The sequence below is a fragment of the Paracrocinitomix mangrovi genome (genome assembly GCF_019740355.2).
GTDB classification, from domain to species: domain Bacteria; phylum Bacteroidota; class Bacteroidia; order Flavobacteriales_D; family Crocinitomicaceae; genus Paracrocinitomix; species Paracrocinitomix mangrovi.
In genome coordinates this window covers 3,495,316-3,521,118 of the sequence record NZ_CP091819.1, presented here as the reverse complement: position 1 = coordinate 3,521,118, position 25,803 = coordinate 3,495,316, and the positions used below count along the sequence as shown (strand labels likewise).

Annotated in this window: 14 protein-coding genes; 6 read left to right on the top strand and 8 right to left on the bottom strand. The window is 34.9% G+C overall.

Translation table 11 applies throughout. The annotated features are described in order from the left end of the window. Positions 1 to 18 precede the first annotated feature (18 nt). A complete protein-coding gene (gene trxA / locus K6119_RS15715; protein ID WP_221833198.1) occupies positions 19 to 315 on the top strand; it encodes a thioredoxin in 297 nt (98 codons plus the stop codon). Positions 316 to 999: 684 nt separating this feature from the next. Here trxA and K6119_RS15710 read toward each other — a convergent pair. Next, positions 1,000 to 1,593: a hypothetical protein gene (locus tag K6119_RS15710; protein ID WP_221833196.1), complete on the bottom strand. Its 594-nt coding sequence runs from the start codon at positions 1,591 to 1,593 to the stop codon at positions 1,000 to 1,002. Between the two features lie 166 nt (positions 1,594 to 1,759). Further along, entirely contained in the window at positions 1,760 to 2,482 is a 723-nt protein-coding gene (locus K6119_RS15705; protein ID WP_221833194.1) for a hypothetical protein, read from the bottom strand. Positions 2,483 to 2,783: 301 nt separating this feature from the next. Between K6119_RS15705 and K6119_RS15700 the strand changes: the two genes are divergently transcribed. Both K6119_RS15700 and K6119_RS15695 read left to right on the top strand, forming a co-directional pair. Further along, a complete protein-coding gene (locus tag K6119_RS15700) occupies positions 2,784 to 3,173 on the top strand; it encodes a hypothetical protein (RefSeq protein ID WP_221833192.1) in 390 nt (129 codons plus the stop codon). Between the two features lie 183 nt (positions 3,174 to 3,356). Continuing rightward, a complete protein-coding gene (locus K6119_RS15695) occupies positions 3,357 to 3,635 on the top strand; it encodes a hypothetical protein (protein ID WP_221833190.1) in 279 nt (92 codons plus the stop codon). A gap of 67 nt (positions 3,636 to 3,702) precedes the next feature. On the opposite strand, the gene K6119_RS15690 is transcribed toward K6119_RS15695, so the two are convergent. The 4 genes from K6119_RS15690 to K6119_RS15675 are packed head-to-tail and all read right to left on the bottom strand — an operon-like array spanning position 3,703 to position 15,889. After that, a complete protein-coding gene (locus K6119_RS15690) occupies positions 3,703 to 4,791 on the bottom strand; it encodes a hypothetical protein (RefSeq protein WP_221833188.1) in 1,089 nt (362 codons plus the stop codon). Then, positions 4,792 to 10,377 (bottom strand): fibronectin type III domain-containing protein, encoded by a 5,586-nt coding sequence (locus tag K6119_RS15685; RefSeq protein ID WP_221833187.1) that lies wholly within the window; start codon positions 10,375 to 10,377, stop codon positions 4,792 to 4,794. Continuing rightward, on the bottom strand, positions 10,377 to 12,122 hold the full coding sequence (locus tag K6119_RS15680) for a hypothetical protein (protein WP_221833186.1): 1,746 nt from the start codon (positions 12,120 to 12,122) through the stop codon (positions 10,377 to 10,379). The genes K6119_RS15685 and K6119_RS15680 overlap by 1 nt, the downstream gene beginning before the upstream one ends. 2 nt (positions 12,123 to 12,124) lie before the next feature. Next, the gene (locus tag K6119_RS15675; protein ID WP_221833185.1) at positions 12,125 to 15,889 is read right to left on the bottom strand and encodes a T9SS type A sorting domain-containing protein; all 3,765 of its coding nucleotides are present in this window, start codon (positions 15,887 to 15,889) and stop codon (positions 12,125 to 12,127) included. A gap of 14 nt (positions 15,890 to 15,903) precedes the next feature. Here K6119_RS15675 and K6119_RS15670 point away from each other — a divergent pair, with 14 nt between their 5' ends. From K6119_RS15670 to K6119_RS15660, 3 genes are read left to right on the top strand one after another with little or no spacing between them, the layout of a single operon-like run. Next, entirely contained in the window at positions 15,904 to 18,930 is a 3,027-nt protein-coding gene (locus tag K6119_RS15670) for a hypothetical protein (protein ID WP_221833184.1), read from the top strand. Then, the gene (locus K6119_RS15665; RefSeq protein WP_221833182.1) at positions 18,930 to 20,897 is read left to right on the top strand and encodes a hypothetical protein; all 1,968 of its coding nucleotides are present in this window, start codon (positions 18,930 to 18,932) and stop codon (positions 20,895 to 20,897) included. Before K6119_RS15670 ends, K6119_RS15665 begins: the two co-directional genes overlap by 1 nt. Positions 20,898 to 20,907: 10 nt before the next feature. Next, positions 20,908 to 22,179 (top strand): T9SS type A sorting domain-containing protein, encoded by a 1,272-nt coding sequence (locus K6119_RS15660; protein ID WP_221833180.1) that lies wholly within the window; start codon positions 20,908 to 20,910, stop codon positions 22,177 to 22,179. Positions 22,180 to 22,228: 49 nt separating this feature from the next. Here K6119_RS15660 and K6119_RS15655 read toward each other — a convergent pair whose 3' ends face one another. Then, complete coding sequence (locus K6119_RS15655) at positions 22,229 to 22,984, bottom strand: LytR/AlgR family response regulator transcription factor (protein ID WP_221833179.1); 756 nt, start codon at positions 22,982 to 22,984, stop codon at positions 22,229 to 22,231. Further along, a complete protein-coding gene (locus tag K6119_RS15650; RefSeq protein ID WP_221833177.1) occupies positions 22,977 to 25,799 on the bottom strand; it encodes a sensor histidine kinase in 2,823 nt (940 codons plus the stop codon). Before K6119_RS15650 ends, K6119_RS15655 begins: the two co-directional genes overlap by 8 nt. Between the last annotated feature and the right edge of the window lie 4 nt (positions 25,800 to 25,803).

Here is a 25,803-nt window from a genome sequence, read left to right as displayed (position 1 = left end):
GCAGTAAATTTGTTTGACATGGCAAAGTTTGAAGATATCGTTAAAAGTCATCCTATCGTATTGGTAGATTTTCATGCTACCTGGTGTGGACCATGCAAAGCGTTGGCTCCTATTTTGAAGGATCTTAAAAACAAGATGAAGGATCAGATAAAAATTGTGAAGATTGATGTAGATAAGCATCAGGTTTTATCAGGTCAATTAGGAGTTAGAGGTGTTCCGACTATGATTTTGTATAAAGATGGCAAGCAGGTTTGGAGACAATCTGGTGTTGTGCCTTTGCATAGTTTGGTACAGGTGATTGGTGGGTATTTGTGATGAGGTGATGTTTTTTTGACTTTTTTAGATCATATTTTTTTCAGCATTTATCCTTTTTTCCCATAATTGAAAAATCATTCTCTTTGGTACTTGTTCTTTTTTTCCCTTAGATGAAAAAAAAACGAAAAAAAATCATTGGTGGCGGCTGCTGCTAACCTACTCTAAATTATCCTCCTCTAAATCTTTTCGGCTCAATTGTCTCGGCTACGCCTCAACGGTCGCCTCAATACGATTTTTGCGGGGTAATTTATAACATAGGATTAGCAGATGCCGATCTTAGAATTTATCTGTTTCCCCCTTTGGAGGGGGACTAAGGGGGAGGTTAATGATAATTTCAACAAATAGAAAATTGAAAATTGATCATCTTCTGCGCTTAACATAAATTTCAACATTTAGCAAATTTGAAAACCGCATCCATCTTCTAATCATTCGTGAATTTAGCGCGCCGCATTGTTTATTTTTCTTGTGCGCGTGAATCTCTTTTTTTAACTCCAATCCATTTAAACACCATCTTTAGTCGATTTAACGACGCAGAAAGCGTTAAAAGCCGATCCGATTTTCTGACCCCAGGATATGGGTGTATGTCAGAAAATATTTAGGCTTTAGCTTTTGAGGAGCTTAAATTAGAATGTGTGAAGCGAGATGCTAGCTTTTTTTGGTAATGAAAAAAAGGACAAAACATCCTTACCTCATATACCCAAAAGAATACCCAAACATCACCCCATAATTTTGCAGCTGATTATTGTAGGCATAAAAACCAGTTACGGTAAAGGCAGATGTTTTATGAAAAATAAAGGAAGAGCTTAAGCTGAACGGAATATTGTAGGTCACAAAACTCTTGTACTCATAAACAGGAAAAGCTGTTGGAGGTAGGTATCCATAATCTATCTCCATACCCAAATACTGTGTTCGTTCGCCAAATGCGACACCAACTCCTGCCATGGCATTTAAACCAAACCATTTTTGGTTGTAATTGAAGCCATAAAGCAAATTAATCGCATTGATTTTATCCGGAGGATTACAACTAAAGCAAAAACCTTCTGTTAACTCCTCAAAACGATTGATGTGCAATGCCACTGCCTGATACTTTTTTGAAAAATAAGCCCCTACCATTACAGGAAAAAACTCATTTGGCCCCTGATCCTGGTTAAACATTTTGGCAAAACCCAACTGCGCAGTCATCCAAAACCTGTAGTTTCTTTGTACAGTATCCTGCTCGGTTGCTAATGAACCAAAGCTAAACACTCCAATCAACAAAAGGGTAACCCATGTTTTCATACAGCAAATCTAGCGCAAAACAAAAGCAGAAAATTTGCTATTGGTCAATTTTGAGGGTGATTGTTGTTAGGTTGGGGGTTAGTCTTTTTGAAAGATGTGGAGGGTGTTGTTGTTGAATGTAGGTACGCACTTGTTACAAATGAGCGCGAGGGGGGGCGTTTTCGTCTTAGGTGGGGTTTTGGTTTAAGTATTCAACCAACGTTTCTATATCTTCCAAGTACCAATCATTATTTGAATAAATTTTTTTATATCTCTCAACGATTTTCTTATATCTCTCATCTTTCTCCAAATGAGCAGCCACAATAGCACTTAATACTTCTTCTTTTTGAAACGAATCTCCTATTTCTTCTTTTTTAGTGGGGTTTTCAAAAAATTCATCTGACAATCCTAATAGTCTATTATTAAAATATTCATTGATGCCATGAATCGTACTCAAAGCTTCAAAATATCTAAACCCCACTTTTTCCATGAAGTTGATGTGGTCTTCTACGATTGGTGTTAGGTTTGTGTTTTCTTCGATACTGTAGTAATAAGAAGCATATTTTAATCCTTCTTCTCCAACAAAATTGAACGAGGAATTATCAAACTCCGTTACTCCAAATTCGTGAGCAAAATTTGAATTCTGCACTCTTTTGGAAGTCAATTGGAGCAAGCGATTTGGAAAATTAACTTGAGTTAAAGTCTCCTGTATAGTTTCATTCTTGACACTAAAAGAAGGTCTTATTGTTATTGAATCATCATATTCTGAAGATGCTCCCATCAGCACTGTAAACCCATTCCTATAAAATTGAAATGGAATTTTCTTTGACCGGAACCCCTTTTGATTATAGGTTATAATAAGTTTTGATTCAATCTGTGAATAAATTTTCAGTTTAGCTTCCTTTTTCATTTCTACTTTAAATTCACTACAGTTTTCACTGATTGCTGATTAGCCGTGCTTCCCCCCTCGCGCTCGTTTGTAACGAGTGCGCAACATATTAGAAGGCTGTGAGTCAAGTCCAAAAATTTTTCTAATAACCAACTTTTAATACCTTTAAGTTCATGTCAGAAAGATACAAAGTTATTGATAGCTCTGTGCCTACATTTGTTACAATTACAATTGTTGGTTGGGTTGGCGATTGTTGTTTTTGGATTACAAAATCTGTTCATGTATCTTTAAATAGATTTTAATTTACGGTTAGCAGTTTTATATGACAAATGATTATAGAGAAAACTATCTTGATGCTAGAAATATTATTGCTCAATCTTTAAAAGCAAAGTATAAATTACACGAAACTTATCAGGATAGAGATAGATTGACATTATCCAATAAAAAACACTCTATTCATTTAACTTTTTATACGCCTGAAGGAGAAAATATTTCAATTTCAGATTTAAATGCTGATCCATCAAATGGACATTCATTTATGTATTTTGTCACACAGGTTTATTCTGAAAGAGAAAATATGATTGCCTTCCTAAAGAGATTATTTTCAGACGTTTCAACGTCAGATTATTCTGTTGACGCCATAAAAAAGAGATTGGAAAAGAAAACAGAATTTCTCGAAAAAAACTTTAGCGGGTATTTTGAAACAAATTAAAATTTTGTTTGTGCAGCCGTGGCAATGTCAGGAATTAAGGCATCCAATAATGATAGTTTAAAGGTACGTTTAGGATTTTCTCCCCCCCTCGCGCTCGTTTGTAACGAGTGCGCAATCTATTAGTAGGTTGTGATAAAAGTTCAAAAACATTTCTAGTAACCAACTTTTAATAACTTTAAGTTCATGTCAGAAAGATACAAAGTTATTGATAGCTCTGTACCTACATTTGTTACAATTACGATTGTTGGTTGGGTTGATTTATTTATTCGAAGACCTTACACCAATATTTTGGATGATTCTTTGGATTCAAACGAAAAAAGAGAGCAAAGGCTTCGTTATATTCATTATAACCCAATTGACGCAGGCTCTGTCCAACATGAGAGAGAATGGGTAAATTGCAGTTATTTGGCATATGAAGAAGACAAGCCACTGTTAAATGTGAAAGTTGAACCTTTGTGTTGAAGTTGAATGTATTTGAATGTAGGTACGCACTCGTTACAAACGAGCGCGAGAAGGGGGGTGATTGTTGTTAGGTTGGGGGTTGTTGTTTTTGGAAGATGTGGAGGGTGTTTGAAGAAGTCAATTGGTATAGCCGATTTTTGAATAATTTAGGTAACTCCGTTTTTACTCCGTCATTTTCAAACCTAAATACCCAATCAATGCTAAATGTCACTTTATTTATAGACAATAGGCACTGTGGAATGTAATCGGTTTCAAAATGATTTTGATTCATTTCTCCTATGGTATAAAAATGAGATTCATCCTCAGCGTAACCAATCGAATATCTGAAATTTTCAATAAAATTAGAATTCATTGTACTTTCTAAATTTTTAAACCAAACATCTCCAGAATTCAATTCAATTACGACTATAAACTGGCCTGCAATACTGTAAAGAATGTTTTTATCTATATTCAACTGAAAACCATTGGCCGGTGGGATTTTATTCAAAAATACTCCTCCGTATATTTCAGAACCAAAACCTTCTAGGTGTTGCCAAGTCCTTTCTAATTTTCCTGAATTAATATCAATAGAGATTATCAATCTACCGTTACAAGCAATCAAAAGTTCAACATCATTATAGAGACCCAAAAATCGCTCTACAACATAATTTTTCACTTTTCCATCTTCATTTACAAAAGTACCTAGCACCTTTAGATCAAAACTCCAATCAAAACTCTTTAGTTCTATATTGAAATTCACTATACTGGTATTTTCCAAAAAACAATATGATGATTCATTGGAAAAATTAATATTGTTTTTTTTTAGTCTCTCTCCAACATCCAAAATCTCAAAATCTCTATTCATAATTCCTTCACACAAAATTTCATTCTGCAAATACTGTATACCCAAATAAAACTGGGATGATTTGAAAAACCCTTTTCCTTCACCCTTTTCTATGATACTCAGCTTATTATCTAAAATGATATAACTTCCATTCCATGAATTAATAAATATTTGGTCGTTAAAACTTTCAAAAGAACCAATTATATCAATGTCACAACTTAAACTTTGATCGATTGAATGCAAATCACCTTGGCAATCTAATTTAATTACTGATTCAAAGCAGAATACAAAATCCTTTATATCCTGAACTTTCTTTATGAATAAAAACCCCATTTAATTAGCTAAAATAAAACCGTACAAATCTGAATCCAAATCTAAAATTAATTGATTAAACTGTTGTTGACCTGTCATACCATCTATACCCAATTGTTGCTTCAAACTACTTTTCATGTTCTGATAAATCTCCTGTGTGGTTGGTCCAGCATTGCTGTCTGAATTTTGAAAAGCCTTTTGCCACAATTTTTTAATGTTATCGGAATCCACATTTTGTCTCGCATTAAATGGTTTCCATTTATATTCTGAGATTCCATTTATACTAGAAAAAGCACCTTCGTTACCCAAAACTTGTTCTATATCTGATTTCGACAATGAACCATCAGCTGCCAACGAAAAATCCTTGTTTTTAAACTCATAATGAACTTGACCTACCTGTAAATCTGACATCCTTGAAGAGGAAGATCCTGTATGAAATTTACCTCCAACAGTCGACAGACTAGATTCCGTTAAGCCCATTTTTTTAATTTCATCCAATGTTTGAAACATTTCGCTTCTATTGTATGGTGAGAGAGGATTTCCATTTGCAGAGCTGCCTTTCATCCAAGAAAAAAACTTTGAAGCTTTTCCACTGGCATTAAAATTTGAAATAAAATAATTCACATTTTCCAAGTGTACTTCTAATGAAGGAGCTGATTTGGATATTCCAGTAGCAACACCACAGGTACTGCACGGACTTATATCTGCAACAGATAATATATCGTTTAAATAACTCTCCCAATTCTCCCCCGCATAAATCCTAAAATCAGAACCCTCTTGAATCATTTCAGAAACTTTTTTGATTACTAAAGGATCTTTTGCAAATTGCGTTGTTCCTGATGCATTTGGAATAGCATCTTTTATAACTTTCCAGGCTTCAGCTCCATCCAAATTGTCTAAATTATCAAACATATTTGGATTAGCTTTCAGATCTGCTTTTAATAAATCTCTCTTTACTTGATTCCAGCCTGGACCAGTTAACTCATCTACCCAGTCTAAATTCAATACTTTCTTCTTACCAACCCCAACAGTTCCATCACTTTTTTCAACTAGAACTAGCTCATCTAATTTCGTCTCATTCGCCCCCCATTCTTTGTAATTAACTTCTCCTAAATCGTCAACTACTTCATTTGGCAGGTAATCGTCTAAAAACTTATTCTGTTCTATGAGCAGAACAGGAGTTTCATCCTCTGTAATACTAAAAACAGTAATCTCTTCATCACCAAAAGTTAGTTTTTGCAATTCTGTATCGACTTTACCATCTTTAATTTTCCATTTGGGTAAATCTCCAGAATTTACTTTCTTTAAAAATGACTTTAGTTTCTTTGGTAAATTCTTTAAAACTTTTGTGAAATTTTTCAACTTAGTGAAAAACTTTGTTTTACTCAGTGGGATAACTGCAGTTATTACCATAACAGTATATCTTCCAGCCATTTCAGCTCTTTCATACTGATTTCCACTAAAATCTTCTTCAACAGCTTCTGCAATTGTTGACAAACTGAAACTGGCTATTGCATCATCTATACCTTTTTTAATTTCAGAGTCACATAAATAACCAAATAACAGAGGTATTAATTGTCCCATATCATGGATTTCATGTACCGCTCCGTTATACAATCCGCATAAATATGCAAATTGCAATTTAGAAGATTCACCATCTGTCCAAATATCACCGTTCACTAGCCTATAGGCTATAATGGGACCACTGATATAATTTGGATCACTTGGATTATAAACTGCAGGGCTAATCTCAGCAGCGTTTAAAAATTTTTGCAAATCATTACCTATTGCCTCACCCAGCTCCATTAAATCTAGGCAGTAGAGTTTGGAAATAATACTCATGGCATCAATAAGTCCAATAAAAGCATTATCAGTTCCATATTTAGCAACTAATTGCTGATAGTATTCATGCAATGCAATTGGTTGTGCAAAACCGTGGTTTTCCGCATCTAAAATCCCTCTCCACATTAAATTATGATGCTGCTTTATGTAATCCCTTTCTGTTAAATCCGCAAATGAATATTCGTAATTTCTCTTTGACCCTGTAACTTTGAAATAGTAATGATCTATAGATATGTCATTATATGTTTCGTCCGCCATAACCCACAAATCTTCCTTACTGAAAATTATAGACACATCTCGACCTCCTTTTAGTAAAGTTGTTCCAAAAATCTCTTGAAACTTTGTTTTAGAATAAACTGAGTGCTTCTTACAAAATAAGGCCAACCCTTTGTGAGAAATCTCATTGTCTATATATAACTCTCTGGTGTACTTATTTTCAGATTCGTCCTTTAATCTTGAATAAAAACCAAAACGATCTATTGTATCTATCTTCTCATTTAAATATTGAACTAATTCTTCCAATTTGAATAGGTCAGGAGCATCTGGAGCTAGTTGAACAAATAACTTTTCTGCTGGACCACTCACATTAAAAATTCCATAATCAATACAAGTTCCATTACAGCCCTGATACGAAACTGTACTTGATCGACTAATTCTTGAGATAATCTGATGATTGATAAACCATGAATCTTCATTTGCTGAAAAATAACTCTGTACATTAAAATTTTCATCAGCTTGCCAAATTTGATGACATATACAATTCGAATATTCATCATATTCTATTTTGGGCGCATATGTATAAAGGAAATCTCCTTGAACTACATTTTCAAAGTTTTTAAACCTCAAACCAATAAGACTATCTTCTTTATATTCCGCTAATTCCTCATCTGAACGTGGATAACTCTTTATAAAAGAATTTGTAATCTCCTCTTTGTAATATCCTGTTATAAAATAACCTCCATTAATTAACCCCTTGGCAAAATAAGGTTTATAGTTTTGACCATTTGCTTTGAACATGAACACCTTTCCATTAATATCAAAAACCACATGAGTAACACCTGGAATTTTAACAGTGGAGCCATCCAATAATACAAAGCCATGATGACTTTGGACAACCGTCCAAGTTGGTTTATTTTCATAGAAACTTAGAATACTTGAGAAATTTTGTAAACTCCCATCCTCAGCATCATCCAAAAAGCTAAAACTCAAATTGAAATGATGGATTTGATACCACTGATCATGGGTTAAATGAGTTCCATTACTGTAATCTAAAATATTGTTAGATTGACCTTGTTGAATTTCAGGGAAGGTATGCTCTAAATCAAATGCTCCATGCGCTAATTCATGGGCATAAGTTCTGTTTGGTTGTCCTTCTTCTACAAACCCTACAATTTTTCCCCTTACCATATACCCGGCCAAGTCACCTTCAATTTGAGGAACCACAAATAAATACAGCTTATTTTCTTTTAGGGTGTCAGCAAAATAGGCATCTCTAATGGTTTTCATCTCATCAGAATACAAGCTCAAGGTTGAATCACTTGCGCCATCTAAACCATTACTATTTGTATCAAAACTGATGTTATAATTTGGTGCAACGCTTACACTAAAAGTAGCTGAAGCCTGAATAAATATCTCGTTAAGTGAACTCTCTAGTACAGTTGCAGAAGGAACTTGAGCACCGTTAATTGGTACAATTACAACTTCATTGTGTTTATCATCATAAACTGAAAGATTGCATTTTCCTATTTTGCCATTTTTGTCGTCATATGCATAAATCACTTGAGAAGTTGCATAATTACCCACTGTAATTTCATACAAAGTATCAGCAATCATTGTAGCCGTTAACTCATCTCCACCGGCAGTAACAAAAGTTGGTGTAAACAATGTATCTGATTTTATCACCGCATAAAGCTTATCCGTTTGATTAATCCTTAGTGATTTGTAGGAGACAAAATAGTTGGTGCCATCAGACAATGCAATGGCCGGATATTGCATTGTCCATTCGCTATACTCCAACCTATCAAATCCATACACCTGATTTGGATGTTCAATAAAATAGATTTGACGATTGGCGGTAGCATCCAAATTATCATTATCAGGAGCCACCATAACCGTTACTGTAACATTACCATTTTCATCAATGGTATAGATATTTCCACTATCATCAATTATGGTGATTGTTTCACCAGGAGGAGGCCAGTCAAACACTTGCTGACCCATTCCTTCTATCTGGAACACAACCGTGGAATCAAGTGAATCAACTGCAAAAGAGCTAATAATTCCATCAATGTACACATTGTTAAATGCACCTGCCCACTCCTCAACCCCACTGGTCATCACATCAATTCTACCATCATAATGAATGAGATTTTCATCAATTAGTATATCCTCAAACTCAACATTTGCAGTCATTAAAAAGGTGATAGGGATTCTACCTGTTCCTCTAAAATGGCCCGGTTGATTATTGGTTGCAGGTTCTGCTGCCGTTACCTCCATTATAAACTGTCCGGTTTGCACCTTCATTCCGGGCATTAAAAATTCAAGCGGTATTATCTGAGCAGGTTTACCAGGCAATGCAGTAGATCCACACTCATAATTTCGCTCAGGCAATGTTGTAAAAATTGAAGTATTACTCCAATCAGTTTCAGCCCCACCAGCCAATCCTTTTACCCTGCATTCATACTCAGTTTCAGGATCAAGCATGTACATTTTTTCAGTAATATCTGTAGTAGATATTGGATGCCAGTTAAAATCAGGATTACCGGTTTTTCTAACTTCCAAAACATATTCATCAAACATGGATGATCCATTCCAGGTAGCCGTACCTACATTTTGTCCTGTACCTTCTGATTCCAGTTCAAGTACAATTCCATTCAACAATGAACTAGCTGCATTTCCATATTTAAAACTGCATACTTGTGAAAATCCATTATTTACAAATAAACTTCTACCTGTTGCATCCCTTGCTTTTACCCTCCAGTAATAAGTGTAGCCAACTTGAAGCTGAAGGTTAGTAATTCCATAATTGACAAAGGTGTTGGTTGTAATAATCGAATCTCTTGTACCAATTGAACTGAATGCAAAATTTGGATCTATCCCTTCATTAGCAGGTGTTATCTCAACTATTTCAAATACATATTCAGTTGCTGCACTAGTTGGATTAACCATGTGCAAAGGTGACCAAGAAAACATTATTTGTTGCGGATCTGTAGGTGTCACCTCATCCCCACAAAAAGGTAGATTTAATAAGGGCGGATCATATAATGCAAACCAATACTGACCACAAGCAGGGTTACTTAATACAGCTTGATTGGCATTTTCTGCATTGATTACTTCAACGCAAACATTTGCTAAACCTTCTGGCAACAGCTGTGTAGCTTCATACTGTGCTTTATCTATTCCCTGTAAAAACTGAAGGTTATCAGATGAAAGATAAGGTGCCAGCATTGAACCCGAAACTTCCATAGGAACTCCCGGTGTTAAAGTAATTGTTGGTAAAGTTGAAAGATCTTCTTTGGTTTTAATGGTATATCCTGTTCCTTCAATAGTAAATCTTAACTTCACCTGATGTGATGGCACTGCAAAATCTGTAAGCGTCAACAATATTTTCATCTGATTATTGAAAGGATCAGCATAATCAGGTAAATAAGATGAATAAGGAGGTGTAATAGACACAAATGTCTGTACCGGATAGTTTTGAGAACGACCCTGCAGTGTTGTAAAAACAACAAACAGCAATATTAGATATTTGTAAAGTCTAAACATTAAAAACTATAATTCACATTAAAAAACACGTTCATTTCATGCACATTTGTTTCAGTACTTGAAGTAGCAAAACGTTGCATCAAATTGGCATTAAGTGCCAAACCAACTTTTCCAATTTTTTCATTCTCAAATTTTGGATTATAACTCAAGGATAATCGGTGATTGAGTATATCACTAGTCAAAACACTATTTGAGAATTGTCTATTGTATGTGCTTCCAACAGTTAGGTTCATTTTTTTATTGGCAAGCGCTTTATTAAAATTTATGGTGGGTCCGAAAAAGGTTGAACTTTGATCCAACATATTTGTTTGATTCACATTTGCAGCTAACGTTAATCCTGCATTGATTTTTGAAAATTGAGCGGTATAAGCCAGATTTCCCATATGCACTTTTGAAGGAATACCCACTGCTGTGGTTTGTACTCCTACACCAAATGCTCCACCTGTTGAAATATTTCCTGAGACATTAGTTGCTTCTTGATAATTGTAAATAAGTTGAATAACATTTTTGAAATCATCACTTCCAACGGTATATGAAATCATTGCAGACGCATTTTGTGTTAATTGATAAAAATTCAAAGTATCTGCCGGTTGATAGTAAAAAGGATCTGAAATTGGTCTGTTTCTCGTATAGGTACTGAAATTTGAGTAAGTTCCATTTATCACCCAACTAGCAGATGGAACATAAGTTGCATTTAAAGATCCAATCCAACGATTAGTAGTAGAAGCTTCTTCTGATGATAGATTATTTCTTTGGAAGCCGGAATTTAAACCTAAACTCAACTTACCTTTCATTAATTTAAAAGAGGGAGCGAAAGTATAATTCTGTAAATCATTGTTGAAATAATAACCACCTAAAGTCTTATATCTCGGATCAATATGCTCAAATTTCAATGCAAAATTCATGAATTTGTGCTTGTAATTTAATGAAGCATTGAAAGCATTGAAGTAATCTGTGGAACTATTTCCTCTGATCAATGGGTGTAAAAAAGTAGATTTATCCGGAGACAAATCAGTAAGATCATTTACATTTTGAGTAAGCGCACTAAACGCATATTCAGCTTGAACACTTAAATCTTTCACAATGTTAGCTTTACCTTTGACACTTACTACCAAATTGTCTTGAGGTTTTACAGTTGTATTTAAAGGAATAAATGGTAATGAATTTGGATCATCATTGGCTTTAAAAATGATAATTTCTCCACCATATCCTTTGTCTTCATATCCAACACTTAATCCATAACCCCATCTTCTGTATGCGATATCGTTAACATTGTCCGCCAAAACATCATATTCTACAGGTTTAATCAGCCTACCTCCCATTGCCTTTATTTTCCATTTACCCGGAGTTAATTCAACTCCTCCACCCAGAAATAAGTGACCTGTCAATGTATATGGTGAAAAGTTCATGCTTACTAATCCGATATGTGAATTAATCCATTTCCATTTAGGATGTAGGGCCGAACGGTTAAATGGTTGTGTAAATTTCCCACCTTGGTTTGAATACGAATAAGTAAAGGGAAGGGAAACGTCCAATATTGATACATTGATATTTCCAGAGGCAAACCAGGTAAAAGGATCTCTTCTTGCATTTAGCAAGCCCGACTGAAAATATGTGATGGTGTTAAAGGATAAACCTCCGCTCACTTTAATAGCATCTTTCTTTCCAAGTTTGTCCAGATTTTGTCCAAATCCGCATACCGGAAGGAGTGTTAAGAGCAATATGTAAAGGAGGTTCTTTTTCAAGCTTATCTATTCAAAACAAAGGTTATATAAGCACTGTCAAATTCTGCTGCAATCCGCAGAACATAAGTACCATTTACAAGGGCTGGATTCATATCAAATTGATAAGAAATTAAATCAGTATCAAAAAACTCAACAGGATGATAAACCGTTCCCGTAACATCCGTAATCGACAGATTCACATTTTGCTTGGTATAAAATTCAATATCAACTGTAAATGCACCTGCGTTTGGATTAGGATACAAAGACATTGATTTTATGCCATTTTGATTATAATAAGTTGCAATAGTGGTATCAAACTCTGTTACATTAATGAGTTTAGTATTAGCACCTATACACTGTCCATAATATCCTTCAAGTGTAACAGGAAACGAACCGGTATCAGGTAAAACCACAATTGGCATAGTATCGTTCAAATCAACAATAACAAATGAAGAAGGGAAAACCCAAACTACGCTATCCGGCATTGGGCTACTGATATTGACAATTGCTATTGTATCCGTTTCATAATTATCTGTAGACAATAAAAAATCAGGAGTTGGAGGTGCAGCACTTTCAGTTAATTCAGCAGGAAAATCATACCAACATCCCAGAGAATCCTTAACGGTTACAGTGTGTGTACCTAGCCCTAAACCTCCAATAGTTGAAGATGTCTGAAAATTAGCACCTCCATCAATTGAAAACTCATATGGTCCCCAGCCTGAGATAGGATTTAATACTAAATAACCCGAATTAGGTGTTCCACAAGGAGCATAAGCTTGAATACTCATGGCTGGATAAGGTGGAATATCAATATAAACAGTGTCCTGTCCAACACAACCGCCATCACCTGAAATTTGAACTATGGCAATGGAGTCAGACCCTGCAGTATATGTTGCCCCGGAACCTGTTGTACCGTTACTCCACAAATAGTTTATTCCCGTAATATTTCCAACATAAGTTGAACTAAGATTAACCGGATCACCAGCACAGCCAACAGTATCATTTGAGGCAATAACATCTATAGAATTGTCCTGAATTATTAGGATTGAATCTGATGAAGTACAACCGTTAAGTGTTGACGTAGCAGTTAAAATATAATATCCGGGATCAAAAATTGTAAGCGGATTTGAACTTGGAGAAATCATTCCTCCCGTCCATTCTAGCGTATTTAAACCTCCTGTGGTTCCATCCAACAAAAGTGAATCATTTGAACAATTTAAAACTGAAGATGGTGGAATAATAGTAGGAACCAAAGGAGCTGCTGTATCGAGTCCAATGATTATAGTTTGAAAATTTTGACAGTTATTACTGTTATTAATCACATGGATATAATATAAACCGGAGTCTAACACGGTCAATGTTGGTCCAATTGGATTCAATGTATCCTGATCTACCCAACTAATTGTGGTGTTTGCTGTATCAGAGAAAGTGGTTAATGTCAGTGAAGTTGAATCACATGTCAAATACGTAAGTGGTGTTCCTAAAGAAGGGATTGTGTAATTGGAGATTTCTATGTTGGGAATCAATGGACTTTCAGAAATATTTACAGAAATACTATCAACGCAGCCATTACTCGCAAATTGGGTATAAAACCAGTACTCTCCAGGACTAGAAATGTAAATTGGATTATTCAATGTATCGGGATAACCAAATTTCTTCCACCATGAAGTTGTATCTGTTCCGTTGATACATTCACCAATTACTTGAAGAGTGTCATCACAGCCTAAAATAGCAGAAGGTATACTGTTGAAATTTGGCTTTACCGTGTCCATGGTTACAAATACCGTATCGAACTGAAGACACCCAAATTGATTCTCTACTCTTAACACATATCCATCTTCATCCGAGGCGACATAGTCTTGACCTTGAAAATTCAAAAACAACTGGTTATTAATTTGATTCCACTCATAGCTTACATTAGACGTGTCTGAATGACCATGAAGAACAACACCATTATTGAAACAATTAACAACTGTATCATTTCCTGCAACTGCATTAGGAAGCGGATTAGTTCCGATATTAATTTCTATAACATTGTTAGAATATACTTTTTCAGAATTATATGTAAATCCACCACATGTAGTATAAGGATGCACCGACAATACACCCGGTGTAAAATTCTCAAGAAATAAAATATTAACAAATAATGAGTCTGTCTCATAAAAAGAAGTATCTCCAAATGCGTCCTCAATAAAATCTATTCCTGTACCACTATAAGACCATTCATACCCTTCTGCATATTCAGTTTTGGGAATGGAATATTTCACTGTATCACCATGACAAATTGTTGTATCAAAATCCAAGAAAAACTTTGGATCATCAGGTTCCAAACACCACATTGCCAGACCACCTGGCACTTGATGACCATCAGCCCAACCAAGGTAGTAATGAGATAAGATTAAAATATTACCTACTACATGAAGTTCATCATAAGCTGGAAAAGCACTCATTTCAAGACCTACGCCATTAGCCCCTGGCCCCCCTAGATGCCAAGATTTTAATGTACCATGAATTTGAAAATTATAATACTGCACATAATTGCTAACTCTAATTGTATCTGGTACGATAGGAAATGATTGATTCATGTCGTATATTTTGATATGATCAGGATACAAATGATCAATTCTGCCCAGTCCATATAATTTGTTATTTCTATGTGCAAAATCATGCATTCCAGGGTAACTAGGTGCTCCTTGGTGTGGATAACCACTCATATCAAAAGGATAGGTATTCGTTCCTCCATTTGTGTATTCAGAACCATCCATTTTAATGACATATTCACTTGCCGTGTCAATATTATTTCTACCAAAAACAATAAATGTGTCTGCTAATTCTATTATTTCAAAATCCCAAATTGACGTGCAATTCTGACTTCCGTACTCCAAATTAAACTGATTTTCTGGAAGCTTATGTCCTTGTAAATCATACGCATACAAATATCCTGATTGATTAAAATGTCTTGAATGATCGCCAGCAATAAACAATTTATCACCATACTTTTGGATCTTCCATGCTCCATTCCTTGTAGTGTCAGAATGAATTGAACCGCCAGAAAAATGTGGATTAATTCCAAAATACTCGTCATTATAACCGTTAGAATCAAGATCGAAAATTCCCGGAACCCAGTTATTATTTATATCAAATGCAATTGCATTTTTTAAATGCCCAAACACTTGAGTTGAATCAAAATTAAACTTACCAACAAAAAGAATAGTATCTTCTATAATTTCAATATCATGAGCAGCCCATCTTTTACTATTGCCAAGCTGATCGTTATGGTCTTCACCATACACTTGGGGTGACCATAAATCCTGTACAAACCCTGTTGAGCCATATTTATTTGTAGTATCAACAAATTTCTCAATAATATGTGGCTCACTAATTGAAATAGTACTCGAAAATTGACCTGCAAAATAAATTCTTGTTACATGCTCCTCATATGGTTCAGGCATAGCTGAAACCATATAACTTTCTCTATGAATCGCAATTGAATTTATCTCTCCATAGCCCATAGGATCAAACATGTGTGTGTAGTCCCAATTAATGGTTAAATCACTTCGATTCAAGCAAAAAATATTATGTGGACTTAATACCCCACCAACACTAGAAATTGTACCTCCCAAAAAATAAATATCGAACAAAGTATCTTCATACACTGCATGGATTTCTTCATTTTCAGACCCGTCCCACAATGAATAAGGATGATCCATCAACACTTGCCCACGCGAAAAATGTGCGCAAAAAAGGATGATAATTAGACAATTAAATCCTTTTACTATATTTGGCATAAGTAGAGAGTTAAATGAGACCCAAAATTATAAAATCAACAGCTTTTTCCAAGAAATTGTTGAATTATCTGCTCTTTCTAGGTATAAATACGTACTTCGTTACCAACACTTTAGCGCAAGATACAACGCAAAGTCATCCCATGTATGATTTTGTTATGTCAAAGACCCATGCGGTTGAAGATCCGGACAAACAAGTAGGTACTTTTGATCCTGATAATGCGCCAAGTTTGCCCATTGGTTTAGTGAAAAAAATTGGAGAAACTAAATACATCATTTGTATTGATAGCGCTTATTTTTTAACTGATGGCGCTTATTTTTCAGCCTACATGGCACTTGAGTTTCCGGGTGGTAATAAAAAAATTGCATTTGCTGCAAAAGACATCAAATTCAATCCTGAAGGAATAATTGGAAGTGAACAATCAAAACTAATGCTTGTAAGTGAGCATTTTATTGAACTTGGTGAACACACAAAACTGCGACTTCCTGATGACGGGAGAAACTATGTAAGCTGGTCTTGTAACGGTTTTGAATCGGTTAATCTAGCAGGAGAATTCATTTTTTCAAAAGAAATATTAATTCCTGTTGGAGACACTTCACAAAATGTAACCGCTTCATTTGATATAAATGTCCAGGACCTTCAAAATGTGATGACAACTGTCGACTTTTCTCCGTTTACGGTCAAAGGACTTAGCGATTTTGAGTTCACAGTTACCGAAGCCACGGTGGATATGAGTGACTACGAAAATCCCAACGTTACTCTACCGCAATGCTATCAAGAAACATATCCAGATGACATTAAATTATGGAGGGGATTTCATTTAAAATATCTTGAAGTTCAATTACCTGAAAAAATGTCTGCACATGATGATCCAACGGAAATTTATGCTCAGAACATGTTTATCGACGAAGCTGGAGTAACAGGAACATTTGGAGCTAACAACGTACTTTCTGTAGGAGAAGGAGATGCCAATGGCTGGGGCTTTTCTATTGATAATATAAATGTTGGTTTAACAGTGAATGAACTGACATCAGGAGGAATGGCTGGAGAAATCAAAGTTCCAATCATGAATAATAATGCATTGGACTATTCGGCGTTGATCTCAAAAAATGAAATCACCGGTAAACCTGATTATTTATTTTCCGCTAGTCCTGACCAACCAATGAACATAGGAGGACTTTTTTCTAAACTGACTATTGACCAAAGTTCAACCTTAAGTATGACCGTTAAAAATGACCTTTTTAACCCTACATTGGTGCTTAATGGAGACTGGAGTTTGACTAATCCAAATGCGAATTTTGAAGGTTTAGACTTCCAAAATGTCACTTTGGTAACTGAATTTCCATACGTAACAAATGGGCAATTTTCATTAGTACCAACTCCAACAGATTCAAGCAGTGCAGACTCTACCAATACACAGAACGACCCTGAACAATCCACTGCTAAAATGGCTAAATTCCCTATATCGATAAATGCATTACAATTAGGTGTGAATAATGGTGATATTGGAATTCAGGCCAATGTAGGTTTAAGTTTAGGAGACACTGCAAAAACGGACATAACTGTTAGCAGTGGATTTTCAATTTTTGCAAGAACTGAAACAGTAAACAACAAACCAAGTCTTGTTTTTGACAGATTTAACATTCAAACAATTGAAATTGATTTAAACACCAATGCTTTTGGCCTCAAAGGGCTGATTAATTTCATGGATGATCACCCGATCTATGGCGACGGGTTTGAAGGAGGCATTGATCTTACAATACCAAAAGTTTTGGGTGACAAAAATCCAATAGTCATGTACACCGTATTTGGAAAAGTCAATGGATACAAGTACTGGGCCGTTGATGTCACTGCTCCCATGCCATTACCAACGGCAATAAAAGGATATGCAGATGGTGTAAGAGTTGGAACTTCTGTAGTACTAACACAGATTAGTGGAGGCTTATCCTGGCATATGGATAATACAAGATCTGTACAAACCATAATGGATAAAGTAAAAAGTCCAGTAACATATGAAAATGCTTTTTCTCCGGATTATATACCAGACAACACTAAAAGTATTGGTTTTAGTGCCGGGGTCGGATTCCGATATCAACCTGTTGGAACCGAAAGCGAAGTATCTGAAAAACTGCTTAACGGTGAAGTGATTTTTCAGATAGAATTTAATAGCAATGGAGGACTCTCAAATGTATTGTTAGCAGGAAATGCATATGGATTTGCCAAAAAGAGTGAAATTTTAAGTAGCCAAGCAAAAAAATATGCCAAAGGAACCATAGCCGTTGGTTATGATTGTGACAATAAAATATTTGATTTACAGATGACCGCTGACGCACAGTTTGAAGGAGCCCTTACAGCAAGCATATGGTCGCAACTCTATATATCTCCGAGTTTATGGTATTTCAATTTTGGTAAACCAAGTGCCCGTTGCTACGCCAATGCTCTAAATTTTGCCACATTAGATGCCTACTTTATGGTTGGTCAAAACCTTGAACCAATGCCACCCCCTCCACCACAAGTAAGTTCAGTTTTAGGAGGACTTGGAAACGGAAGAGACAATAATGCAATTGTGAATGGAACCGGATTCGCAACAGGTGCCAGCCTAATGGTTGCAGTTGGTGGTGGCTATAAAAAAGTATTTAACAAATGGCATGCTTATGCAGATGCCTATTTTGGTGCGGGATTCGACCTGACCATGGTAAAATACGCTTCTGGAACACATTGCTCAGGAATGACAGAACCAATAGGAGCAAACTTATGGTATATGCAAGGCCAACTATACGCTTATGGAGGAATGAGTGCAGGTGCTGCTAAACTTGAACTTGACAGTAATGATAATATTCAGTATGATCAATATGGAAATCCTATCATTCTGAACAACTTTACTGTTATTAGTGCGTCCATGGCTATGTTATTACAAGGACAATTCCCGAACCCTTCATATGTCTATGGGGGGATAAATCTTCAGGCAAATATTTTCAACATTTTTAATCTTAATGTGACCATGGATTTTGATTATGGAACCACATGTCAAATAATTAATTAGTGAGATATTTATTTACACTCATATTGCTTTTTACTTTTCTGTCATTTGGTCAAGATCAGATTGTTTTAAAAAGCTTTGTAAAATCAGAAGGTTTGGTTCAATTAAGATGGGCACCAACCAATGCTGAAATTTTTCAAAATGGATTGAAAAATGGATATACAATAAAAAGAATAGGAACTGAAGGTGAGAAAACAATTACAATAGCTCCTTTAAAGGATAGAAAAACTGAATTACTTCAATTAGATGATTCATTAGCTTCAGAAATGATTGATTTTGCAGAAGGTGTTCGAGAGGCAAATGATGAAAACATTTTAAAACAAAGTTATGCTATGCTCACTTTGGCATCCAGCGCTAACAAAACTATTTCAAAAATTGTAGGGCTATATTATGAGGATAATAACCTTAGTTCTGGAAACTACACTTATACCGTACAGCTCAACAAATCAGATGTAAAATCAAATGATATAACTGTTAATTCAAAAAAACTGGATTCTAATCCTTCCTGTTCGGAACTAAGTGGTTATTCCAGAATAGATTTAAAAGAAGCATATATGGAATGGGAGGCTAAAGAATTAAATCCTTTTTACGGAGGATATTTTATTCTTAAGTCAGTGGATAAAAAGAATTTTTCTAAAATCAATCAAACTCCGTTTTTTCATTTTACCTCGCAATATGAAAAAGACAAAACAGTAATCAATTATGTCGATACAACGGTTCAAGAAGGAATGACTTATTATTATAAAGTTCAACCTATTAATCATTTTGGTGATCCGGGTAAAGAGTCAAACATTATAGAAGTTTACATACAAAAAAGGCTCAAAGGTTTTTGTGTAATTGACACTGTTGAAGCTAATGAATATGTGAGGAAAATTAATGGTTTCTATAAAGGGGAAACAAATGAGGAAATAGCGTCATTCATACTATTAAGAGCGGATGAAATAGATGGAGACTACAAACTTTTAGAAAAAATTACCGCTAAAGAAAAATCTTTCGTTTTTAACTATAAAGCAGAATTGTTAAGTGGAGATCGACACTACTTTAAAGTTGCGGCAATGTCTCCAGATGGTGATACTGCATATTCTTATCCATACTATCATTTTTCTTTAGATCAGGAACCTCCTGGAATTCCTACCGATCTTAAAGGTATTATTGACTCCAATGGAGTAGCTAAATTAAGTTGGAGTGCACCAGAAGATGAAGACTTAAAAGGTTATCGTGTATTTAGGGCAAATTCATTGAAAGAAGAATTCATTGAAAAAACAACCATCTTAGAATTAAAAACAGATTTTACAGACACATTAGATTTAAACAATCTTACTTCTGAAGTTTATTATTACGTTCGAGCTGTAGACAACAATTACAACAATGGAGATAATACAAAACCATTATTATTGATGAAACCAGATACAATTCCACCAGTACCTCCTTCATTTAAAGCGTATGAAGTTCGGGAAACAGGGATTTATTTAAAATGGGCAAACTCCGGTAGTTCTGATGTTTCAAAGCAATATGTTATCAGACAACATAATTCTATCAATGACACTATTTTAAAATTCTACAAAGAACATGACACTTTATTAGATTCTTCTGGTGATATCGGTCTGAAGTATGATTATTTCATGGTTGCTGAAGATAAATCAGGAAATTATAGTCAATCAAAACTACTTCCAGTAGCTTATGAGGTAGGTTATAGACCCGGACCAAAAATAATAGAGGCAAAAGCAAATCTAGATCAAAATCAAATATTTATTAGTTGGGAACAACCTTCTCTTCCAATATATTCTATCCAAATTTATAGGAAAAAAAATGATGGTAAATATCGCTTACATCAAACAATCAGAGAAAACGTAAATGAATTTAGCGATAGCTCCTTGACCATAAACAATGAATACCATTACAAGATAAAAATCATGTATAAAGGTGGTATCTCCTCAAAAATGAGTGAAGAAGTAAGTATTATTTTTTAAAATCGAAAACATGAAAATTAAATTTTCCCTTTTGTCATTTCTCTTTGTTTCAATTCAAAGTTTTGCCCAGTATCAATGGTCTGAAATTGGAGCCTTTGATGGTCCGGTTAATGCATTAGAAGTCCATGAAAATAAGATATTTGCCGGTGGATATTTTGACGTTGTCAATGGAAACACCTCCAATTTCTCAGCAATCTATGAAAACAATGCTTTTACTTATAATGGGAATTCTTTAACAGGAATTGGAATACAAGGATTTGCAGTTTATAATGACACTTTATGGTCGGCCAATGTGATGTATTTTGGGAGCAGTTATGGAATAGCAAAATGGGATGGGAATACCTGGATAGATGGTGGAAACAATTATTCCATAGGTTTTTTTGGAGCCTATGCAAACGATACCGTTTTGTATTTAGGAGGTTTTAATGGTAAAATAATTAAAAAAACCGGCACTGCACAATGGGTAGAATTACCGCCAACAGCGGCTACCAATGATGAAATAAAAGATCTTACGATATTCAATGATCAATTAGTGATGGCGGGTGATTTTGTTTCGTCAGCTGGTACTACCCTAAATTATGTAGGAACTTATAATGGCAACAGTTGGGATGCTTTTGGAAGTGGGCTTGATTCAATTGCTTGGTGCACTACAGTCTATAACAATGAACTATATGTTGGCGGAGAGTTTTTAAATGCAGGTGGAAACGGAGCTAAATTTATCGCTAAGTGGAACGGTACTACATGGTCAGATGTTGGAGGATCGGTTACCGGATCCGGATCTGCCGGAATACGAGACATGCTAGTTTATAACAATAAATTATACGTTGCTGGAGATTTTGATGAAATTGGTGGAGTTGCTGCAAACGGTATTGCCTATTGGGATGGTTCTATATGGAGTAGCATGGATTTTCCAGCGAATTACAGTTATCCACATTGCATAGAAATATTAGATAATTATTTGTATGCAGGAACATATGAAGGCTGGACTTTACAAGACACATCCCATTTGCTTAAGGCACCAATATCATTGGCAAGCATAGACGAAGCTGATATTTCTTTAAACGTTTTTCCTAACCCTACATATAATTCTATTCAAATTCAATCTGGATCAAATCTTGAATGGATAAAAATCATTGATCAGCAGGGAAAAATTTTAATTGATGAAAAAGTAAATCAACAAGAAGTTTTGAAATATGACATTTCTTATTTAGCAAAAGGGATCTACTTCATTCAATGTCAAACCCAAAAGGGTTTGAAGACAGTGAAAATTGTGAAGAAATAAAAATCAAGACGCTATGCTGTTCTTTGCGACAAGAAGTAAGCATCATGTTTTAACCACTATAAAACTCCCGCATAAAGCGAACAAACTCTTCTTTTTTGTTTCTGGAAACCGGAATCCTGGCGCCGCTTAGCATTTCAATTTCGTAAACATCTACCTTGCTGTAGCGCTTTACTTTTTGTGTGTTGATTAAAAATGAACGGTGGACGCGGTAAAAGCCATTTTTAGTAAGAAACTCAAAAGATTTTAGCGGTTTTGATACTATGATTTGTTTATTATCTGTGTGTACTACTGAGTACATGCCGGATGCCTCTACAAAATCAATTTCATCTAAATTGAGATACTGAATACCTTGATGTGAATTGATGGCTACCTTTTTTTCTGTTGCACTAATCTGAGCTTCTTTTACTTGTTCTCTTTCTTGATCAAAAAAGGTATTTAAGCGCTCAATGCAACGTTCCAACTGTTGCTTTTCTATTGGTTTTAGGATGTAATCAAATGCTTGAATTCGCAAAGCTTCAATAGCATGCTGACTGTGAGCTGTGACATAAACCAACTTAAAATCTCTGTTCTCATCAAAAAAGTCGTTTACCTGTAATCCTGAATATTTGGGCATGTTGATGTCCATAAAAACTGCATGCGGCTTGGTTTGATTGATCAACTGTACCGCCTGTGGCAAATCAGTAGCCTCTCCAACCACACGGACGTTATTAGGAAAAAGATTCAGTACATTTTTTAATAGTTTGATAGCATGTTGCTCATCATCTACTATTATAATATCCAGGTAATTATCTCTTTGCTCAGTCATTTTTCTTAATTGTAAATGTAACTGTGGTTCCCAATTTGTCAGAGGTCATATCCAAATGATAATTGAATCCTCTTTTACCCAACAATTCAATGCGTTCATAAATAGATTTAATACCAGTTGACTGATGATTTTTTCTCATCTCGGCATTAATAGCTTTTGCTTTTTCAAGCCCTACCCCATTATCAATTATTTGGATAATAATATCACCATTGTTTTGCTGTGCAACAGCATATTTTAAAGTTCGCTCTCCTTCTTTATGCATCAATCCATGACGAATGGCATTTTCTACAAATGGCTGCGTAATGAGAGATGGCAATTTTACAACAGCCATTTTAATCTTGGGATCTATCTCCATGCTAAAATCAAAAGGATGCTGATAACGCATTTGCTCCAACTGAATGTATTTTTTAATAAAACTGGTCTCTTCTTCCAGACTATTAAATTCACGTGATGTATACAGCAGTGCTTCTCTTAAAAGCTGCGTAAATACGGTTAAATTTTGATAAGCATCTTCTTTTTCATCACTCAGTATATTGCTTTGAATTGCACTTAAACAATTAAAAATAAAATGCGGATCCATCTGCGATCTGATGGCTTTGAGTTCAGATAAAAGTAGGTGTGTTTTTAGACGCTCTTTTTCCAATTTCTCTTTGTTCTTTTTTTGCAGGACTTTGATACGTAGTCTGATCACAACAATTGAAATCACAACCACCAATAGAACAAGCCCAATCCTGAACCACCAACTTGCATAATAAGGCCTATTAACTGTAAGATGAAGCTCATATGGATCAGATGTTTTTCCATCTTCATTTTGTGCAGTTAAGCTTAAATTGTAATCTCCATAAGGCAATCTCTCAAATGAAACTTCGTTTACTTCTGCAGCAGTTAAGGTGTCTGATTCTTCAATTTTACCACTTAAATGATAAATGATTTTTGCATTGCCCTGGGCGGAAATGTTTGGTAGAATTTCATATTCAATTTGCAAGGAATTATCATAAAATGAAGTAACCATCTTATCATCATACGATCCTTTTATACTTTTTATAGATAATTGAGGCGACAAATGATTTGCAGTTTTAAACGCTCTGAACAATTGAAATTTTTCGGTATTGTAAACAAGCAAAGAATTATCAATTACTGACATGCCTTTTATCTCATTAAGCATTAAACCTTTTGAAGAATTTATAATAGATCCATCCTGCGCATAGATAGTTTTATTATCTGCCGCATATATCTGGCCATTTAAATAAGTGAGTGATCTGATTTTAGGAGAAGCTGTTTCAAAAAGTGGTTTAATATTTTGTAGATAAACATACAGTACAGATCCTTTACTGCTAAAAAATAGCGTATCTCCTATTTGCAGAAAATTAGTGGGATCTGTATATTCTTTAATTGAGCTAAGTATGGGATGATCTTCTACTTTAAGATTAGTTGGGTTAAAATAGGCAATACCGGATGGGGCATCCAGCAACAAACCTTTTTCAAACGAAATAATATTCCTGATCCACATTTCTTTTTCACCTGTATAAATTTGAATATCATTTAAAAAGACCGACAGACCAGCTGATGTTCCACAAAAAACTGTATCATCAATAACATAACTACTTTTTACAGGAAAAACCTCTTGCTCATGCTTAATTTTCCAGTTACTTAAGTCAATGCTAATTAAGGTTTTGCAAAAAACAAGCAATTCATTTTTCTCTTTGTTGACATATATTGACTGCACTTCATCTCTCCTTTCAAAATCAAACATATGCTGCAATTCTCCTTTCAAATCAACAATGGCTAGTTTACCTTGAAAAGTGCCAATCGCAATCAATGAATCATCAATGGTCTCTATTTTGGAAATGGTAGTTTTATCGTTGAACAACTGTTTGGTATATAAACTGTAAATCTGCAAAGAAGGAATGATCAAAATTCCATCTTGAAGTGTACCCAGCCAAATATTGTTTTCTGCATCTTCCATCATACATGAAATCTGCATATCCTGATAATAATGCCCAATTAAATTGAAATTTTGATCATACAAATACAATCCGGCAAATGTTCCAATGGCAGTTAATCCACCTTTAGTTTCCTTTATAAAATTGACCTTGTGATTAACATTGAATCCCTCTAAAATTATTGGCTGTGACAAGCCTGACTGATCTACAAAATGAAGTTTATTGTCTAGGGACTTAAAAATCATCAAGTTTTCATCTCGATTATATAAAAAGATGTGTCTCTCACTTCCTACTTCAAGCGTCCCTTCCACATTATTATTGACAGGATTAATCCAAATAACCGAATCTTGAGTTGATAAACATAGCAATCCTTGATGCTCAGCTATTGCGTACAAAGTTCTTATTGAATCTAGTTCCAACACATTGTCTTCTATTTGTTTATTCCCATCCCAAATTTTTAGAATTTTATTTCCTTTTAATTGATAAATCCAGTCATTAAATCGCATAAAAGTACTATACCCCCTTGCCTTGCTTGATTGCGTATCCCATAATAACAAGCGATTATCGTTGATGAGATAAATTTGATCATTGAAACTTCTACACAAATACATATCACCAAATACAAGCGTAATGTTAGATAATGAAGGGGTTTGCTCATTGGTTAAAAATTCATTGACCTTTATTCCATTGTATCTACTTACACCATATTGATGTCCAATTAATATTTCACCATTAACTCCTTGAGTGACATCATAAATTGTATTGGAAGGAAGTCCATCTGCCACAGACAATTGTCGGTAGGTTGGTTCAAATTGACCAAAAGTAAAATGAGACAAAATTGTCAGTAATAAATACGATAGCAAGTGTTTCATATGA

Excerpts from the sequence above, each read along its gene's own strand:
- K6119_RS15710 (WP_221833196.1), bottom strand. The coding sequence starts at position 1,593 with ATGAAAACATGGGTTACCCTTTTGTTGATTGGAGTGTTTAGCTTTGGT.
- K6119_RS15700 (WP_221833192.1), top strand. The coding sequence starts at position 2,784 with ATGACAAATGATTATAGAGAAAACTATCTTGATGCTAGAAATATTATT.
- K6119_RS15690 (WP_221833188.1), bottom strand. The coding sequence starts at position 4,791 with ATGGGGTTTTTATTCATAAAGAAAGTTCAGGATATAAAGGATTTTGTA.
- K6119_RS15685 (WP_221833187.1), bottom strand. The coding sequence starts at position 10,377 with ATGTTTAGACTTTACAAATATCTAATATTGCTGTTTGTTGTTTTTACA.
- trxA (WP_221833198.1), top strand. The coding sequence starts at position 19 with ATGGCAAAGTTTGAAGATATCGTTAAAAGTCATCCTATCGTATTGGTA.
- K6119_RS15660 (WP_221833180.1), top strand. The coding sequence starts at position 20,908 with ATGAAAATTAAATTTTCCCTTTTGTCATTTCTCTTTGTTTCAATTCAA.
- K6119_RS15670 (WP_221833184.1), top strand. The coding sequence starts at position 15,904 with ATGAGACCCAAAATTATAAAATCAACAGCTTTTTCCAAGAAATTGTTG.
- K6119_RS15705 (WP_221833194.1), bottom strand. The coding sequence starts at position 2,482 with ATGAAAAAGGAAGCTAAACTGAAAATTTATTCACAGATTGAATCAAAA.
- K6119_RS15650 (WP_221833177.1), bottom strand. The coding sequence starts at position 25,799 with ATGAAACACTTGCTATCGTATTTATTACTGACAATTTTGTCTCATTTT.
- K6119_RS15655 (WP_221833179.1), bottom strand. The coding sequence starts at position 22,984 with ATGACTGAGCAAAGAGATAATTACCTGGATATTATAATAGTAGATGAT.
- K6119_RS15675 (WP_221833185.1), bottom strand. The coding sequence starts at position 15,889 with ATGCCAAATATAGTAAAAGGATTTAATTGTCTAATTATCATCCTTTTT.
- K6119_RS15695 (WP_221833190.1), top strand. The coding sequence starts at position 3,357 with ATGTCAGAAAGATACAAAGTTATTGATAGCTCTGTACCTACATTTGTT.